5 protein-coding genes are annotated in these 4,657 nt (G+C 61.1%); 4 read left to right on the top strand and 1 reads right to left on the bottom strand.

What is annotated here, in order from left to right; genetic code table 11:
* Positions 1-224 precede the first annotated feature (224 nt).
* The 4 genes from DBR24_RS27175 (at position 225) to DBR24_RS27150 (ending at position 3,520) form a co-directional block, all read left to right on the top strand.
* Entirely contained in the window at positions 225-635 is a 411-nt protein-coding gene (locus DBR24_RS27175; protein WP_123465659.1) for a translation initiation factor 2, read from the top strand.
* A 7-nt stretch (positions 636-642) separates the two neighbouring features.
* A complete protein-coding gene (locus DBR24_RS27170) occupies positions 643-1,320 on the top strand; it encodes a response regulator transcription factor (protein WP_123465657.1) in 678 nt (225 codons plus the stop codon).
* Between the two features lie 233 nt (positions 1,321-1,553).
* The gene (locus DBR24_RS27160; RefSeq protein WP_128616258.1) at positions 1,554-2,003 is read left to right on the top strand and encodes an LTXXQ domain protein; all 450 of its coding nucleotides are present in this window, start codon (positions 1,554-1,556) and stop codon (positions 2,001-2,003) included.
* A gap of 176 nt (positions 2,004-2,179) precedes the next feature.
* Positions 2,180-3,520, top strand: coding sequence for a cell wall metabolism sensor histidine kinase WalK (locus tag DBR24_RS27150; RefSeq protein WP_128616257.1), 1,341 nt, complete (start codon positions 2,180-2,182; stop codon positions 3,518-3,520).
* A gap of 400 nt (positions 3,521-3,920) precedes the next feature.
* On the opposite strand, the gene DBR24_RS27145 is transcribed toward DBR24_RS27150, so the two are convergent.
* Positions 3,921-4,487, bottom strand: a complete 567-nt coding sequence (locus tag DBR24_RS27145) for a nitroreductase family protein (protein WP_128616256.1) — start codon at positions 4,485-4,487, stop codon at positions 3,921-3,923.
* Positions 4,488-4,657 lie beyond the last annotated feature (170 nt).

Genomic DNA, 4,657 nt, shown 5'->3' with positions numbered 1-4,657 from the left:
CCCCAAAGCCATCCGATGCGGTGTGCCTGTCACACCGCAGTCCCTGTTATTGGGACAGCTTCGCTGTCCATCGGGGATAAATCCCCTCGCCACAAAGTCACCTGCACTACAAACCAGTCTTCCCCGGCACTGAACCTTATCGGTTCTTGCTGCTCTCAATCGCTCATTATTCTCGTTTGTCTGCCGACAACCTGCCCAATATCCATTTGGAAGCAGGTGTCGCGATGCGCAAGGGTCCGTTGTGTCTGATGTTGGTCACGTTGTCGATCATGGCGCCCGCCCATGGTGAGGAAACCACCGAAGGCGGCAGCTCCACGCCATTGTCATTGAGTGCCGGCAGTCAGATCACCGAGTTGCAACAGCGCCTCAAGGTCAGCGAACAGCAGCGGGAAGAACTGAGCAAACAATTGCAAAATGCCGACAACACCCGCGAAAGCGCCCAGCTCGCCCGGTTGCGCCAGGAGAACCAGCGTCTCAAGCTGCAACTCAAGGAAGCCCAGGCCAGCCCGCTCCCGCGTCTGCTGACCGAACAGCAGCAGTGGTTCGTCACCGGTGCCGGAGTAGCGCTATTGGCGCTGCTCTGCGGTATCTTTGCCAGTGGAGCAAGCCGAAAACGTCGGCAATGGCTAAATTGAGTGAGTCATGAGCGAGCTGTTACTGATTGATGATGACCAGGAGTTGTGCGAACTCCTGAGTAGCTGGCTGAGCCAGGAAGGCTTCCAGGTGCGCGCCTGCCACGATGGCCAGAGTGCGCGCAAGGCGTTGGCCGAATCGTCGCCCGCGGCGGTGGTGCTGGACGTGATGCTGCCCGACGGCAGCGGCCTGGAACTGCTCAAGCAACTGCGCAACGATCACGCCGATCTGCCGGTGCTGATGCTTTCGGCCCGAGGCGAGCCGCTGGACCGCATCCTCGGCCTGGAACTCGGCGCCGATGATTACCTGGCCAAGCCGTGCGATCCCCGTGAACTGACCGCCCGCCTGCGCGCCGTGTTGCGCCGCAGCCATCCGGCAGCGGTGTCGACTCAACTGGAACTGGGCGACCTGAGCTTCAGCCCGGTGCGTGGCGTGGTCAGCATCGACGAGAAAGAACTGACCCTCACCGTGTCCGAAAGCCGCCTGCTCGAAGCCCTGCTCAAGCAGCCCGGCGAGCCGCTGGATAAACAGGAACTGGCGCAACTGGCCCTCGGCCGCAAGCTGACCCTGTACGACCGCAGCCTGGACATGCACGTCAGCAACCTGCGCAAGAAGATCGGCCCGCACCCGGACGGTCGTCCACGGATCGTCGCCCTGCGTAGCCGCGGTTACTTCTATAGCCTCTGAACCTGCCACCCCCTGTAGGCGTGAGCCTGCTCGCGATGGCAGTGTGTCAGTCGACACTTTCTTGCCAGATACACCGCTATCGCGAGCAGGCTCACGCTTACAGGGGTGTGTTTGTAAGGTTGGGCACAAAGCGTCTTTACCCAAGCTTTACGCAGCGCTGACCGCCGCTGACCTTGATCTCCGTAATCTGTACTCATCCGGAACGTACCGGGAACGAGACAAGGAGATACACCATGCGCAAGACTCTTATCGCTCTGATGTTCGCTGCCGCTCTGCCAACCGTCGCCATGGCCATGCCGCAGGATGGTGGCCCGATGGGTGGCCCAATGGATGGCGCTCGCCACGGCGGTCAGATGCACGGCATGCACGGCAAAGGACCGTACAGCCAACTCGACCTGTCTCGCGAACAGCGCGAGCAGATCCGCAAGATCATGGGCGAGCAGATGCACGAGCGTAAGCAAGTGGTCGAGAAGTACCTGGAAAAACTCTCGCCGGCTGACCAGAAAGCCATGAAGGACGAGATGGCGGCCAACCACAAGAAAGCCGAAGCCGACGTACGCAACCTGCTGAAGCCGGATCAACAGAAGAAATTCGACGAGATCCAGAAGAAACAGGCGGAACGCCGCGCCGAATGGGCCGAGTTCAAGGCGTGGAAAGCGCAACAGCCGCAAAAAGCGCAATAATGTTCTAATCACAGGCCCGGCGGCATATTCCGTCGGGCCTGTTTTTACCGATCCAAATGCAGGAGTGAGCCTGCTCGCGATAGCGGTGTGCCAGTCGACAGAATCGTGTCTGACCCACCGCTATCGCGAGCAGGCTCACTCCTACAGGGGTTTTGTGTTTGTTCTGAGGAATTTCTGTGCGTTCATTGTTTTGGCGTATTCTCGCGAGCTTCTGGCTGGCCATCGCTCTGGTGGCCGGGTTGTCCATTCTGCTCGGGCACATGCTCAACCAGGACGCGTGGATCCTCAGCCGTCACCCGGGCCTCAACACATTGGCCAGTGAATGGACGCAAACCTACGAAGCCCAGGGCGAAGAAGCCGCCCAGACGATCCTCGAACAACGCAAACGCCAGTACCACATCGACGTTCAGGTGCTCAACGAAAGCGGTGATCCGGTGGTCCGCGGCACCTTCCCGCGCCGCGCCGCCGCCTTCGAAGCCCGCCAGAACAACGATGACCGCCGCCTGCCCTGGCGGCGCCTGACCGACGAGTTCACCAGCGAAAAAACCGGCGACACCTACCTGTTCATCTTCCGTATCCCGCACCCGGAACTCGACGCCTGGCACCGCGATAGCCTGCTTTGGCCGCTCAGCGCGCTGGGTATTGCGCTGGTGGTACTGACCCTGTTCAGCCTCTTGGTCACGTTCTCCATCACCCGCCCGCTCAGCCGTTTGCGCGGCGCCGTGCATGACCTGGGACAGACCACCTATCAGCAGAACAGCCTGGCGAAACTGGCCAACCGCCGCGACGAATTCGGCGTGCTGGCCACCGACTTCAACCGCATGGGTGCGCGCCTGCAAAGCCTGATCGGCAGTCAGCGGCAATTGCTGCGTGATGTGTCCCACGAACTGCGCTCACCGCTGGCACGGTTGCGGATTGCCTTGGCGCTGGCGGAACGGGCCAACCCAGAGGAACGCGAGAAACTCTGGCCACGACTGACACGCGAGTGTGATCGGCTGGAAGCGTTGATCAGTGAAATTCTGGTATTGGCGCGAGTCGATGCCGACAACGCCAGTGCTGAAGAGGTGGATCTGAATACGTTGCTCGGCACGTTGCAGAAGGACGCGAAACTGGCATCGCCCGAGCAGATCGTGCGTCTTGATGCCGAACCGCAGCTGAATCTGAAGGGCTGGCCGACCATGATCGAGCGCGCCGTCGATAACCTGCTGCGCAATGCCCAGCGCTTCAACCCGGAAGGTCAAGCGATTGAAATGCAGGCCTCGCGCCAGGGCGAAAAAATTGTCGTGAGCGTGCGCGACCATGGCCCGGGGGTGCAGGCTGAGCATTTGAGCCAGTTGGGCGAACCGTTTTACCGGGCGCCGGGGCAGACGGCGGCGGGACATGGCCTGGGCCTGGCGATTGCCCGGCGAGCGGCGGAACGCCATGGTGGGAGTTTGACGCTGGCCAATCATCCGCAGGGCGGGTTTATTGCGAGTCTGGAATTGCCGCTTGTACCCGGCGCCGTCGTCCAACCCTAAAAGCCACCCTCACCCCAGCCCTCTCCCGGAGGGAGAGGGGGCCGACCGAGGTGTCTGGCGCCCTGCATCGAGTTGAAACACCGAGTCGATTATGGACTCCAAGCCGTGATCGGGTCTGGATTCAGCCAGGCACGTCCAGGTCGGCGCGTCTCTGCAACATCCCCCAATCAGTCCCCTCTCCCTGCGGGAGAGGGCTGGGGTGAGGTGTCTGGCGCCCTGCATCGACCTGACAGACCGAGTTGATTATGGATGCTGAATCCGTAATCAACTCTGTATCCGAATTGAACCGAAGTCGATTATGGATTCAGCGAAGAACGTTCAGGTCGGCGTATCTCTACAACATCCCCCAATCAGTCCCCTCTCCCTCCGGGAGAGGGTCAGGGTGAGGGGCTTTTGATCTTCAGGCTTTACTCGGCCAGGCGCTGACGAACTCGGCCAGGTCAACCTTCTCCGCCACACGCGGCTCTTTCTGCGGGGTGCCCAGGTACAGGAACGCGATCACCTCTTCCCCTTCCGCCAGCCCCAGCCCTTGGGCCACATGCTTGGAATACGCCAGATCACCGGTGCGCCACACCGCGCCAATCCCCTGCGCATACGCCGCCAGCAAAATCCCGTGGGCGGCACAACCGGCCGCCAGCAACTGCTCGGCTTTCGGGTATTTGGAGTGATCCTGCAACTTCGCAATCACCACAACCACCAACGGAGCACGCAGCGGACCGTTGCGTGCCTTGTCGATCATCGCTTCAGTGACTTCGCCTTCCTGCATTTGCGCGGCTTCGGCCAGCAACTCGCCCATCTGCTCGCGCGCCGAGCCTTCGACGGTCAGGAAACGATAAGGCTGCAAGTGCCCGTGATCCGGCGCACGCAGGGCCGCGGAGAACAACGCTTCGCGCTGTGCGGCGGTGGGGGCCGGTTCGACCAGTCGTGGAACGGAAACACGGTTGAGCAAAGCGTCGAGAGCCTGCATCGGCCACCTCCTGAGAAAAATGTGCGGCTATTCTAGCGGTATCTGCCAACCGGGTGCCGGTTTACATGCCTGCCCCCACGGGTAGAATGGCGCCCTTCCCACATCAGCCCGAGCGGACTTCATGGCGTTGCCGACCTTACGGATCATTGGTTTCATCATCGGCATCTTCC

The organism is Pseudomonas sp. HMWF006 (assembly GCF_003061205.1).
Lineage (GTDB): Bacteria > Pseudomonadota > Gammaproteobacteria > Pseudomonadales > Pseudomonadaceae > Aquipseudomonas > Aquipseudomonas monsensis.
This window is presented reverse-complemented; position numbering and strand designations above follow the sequence as displayed.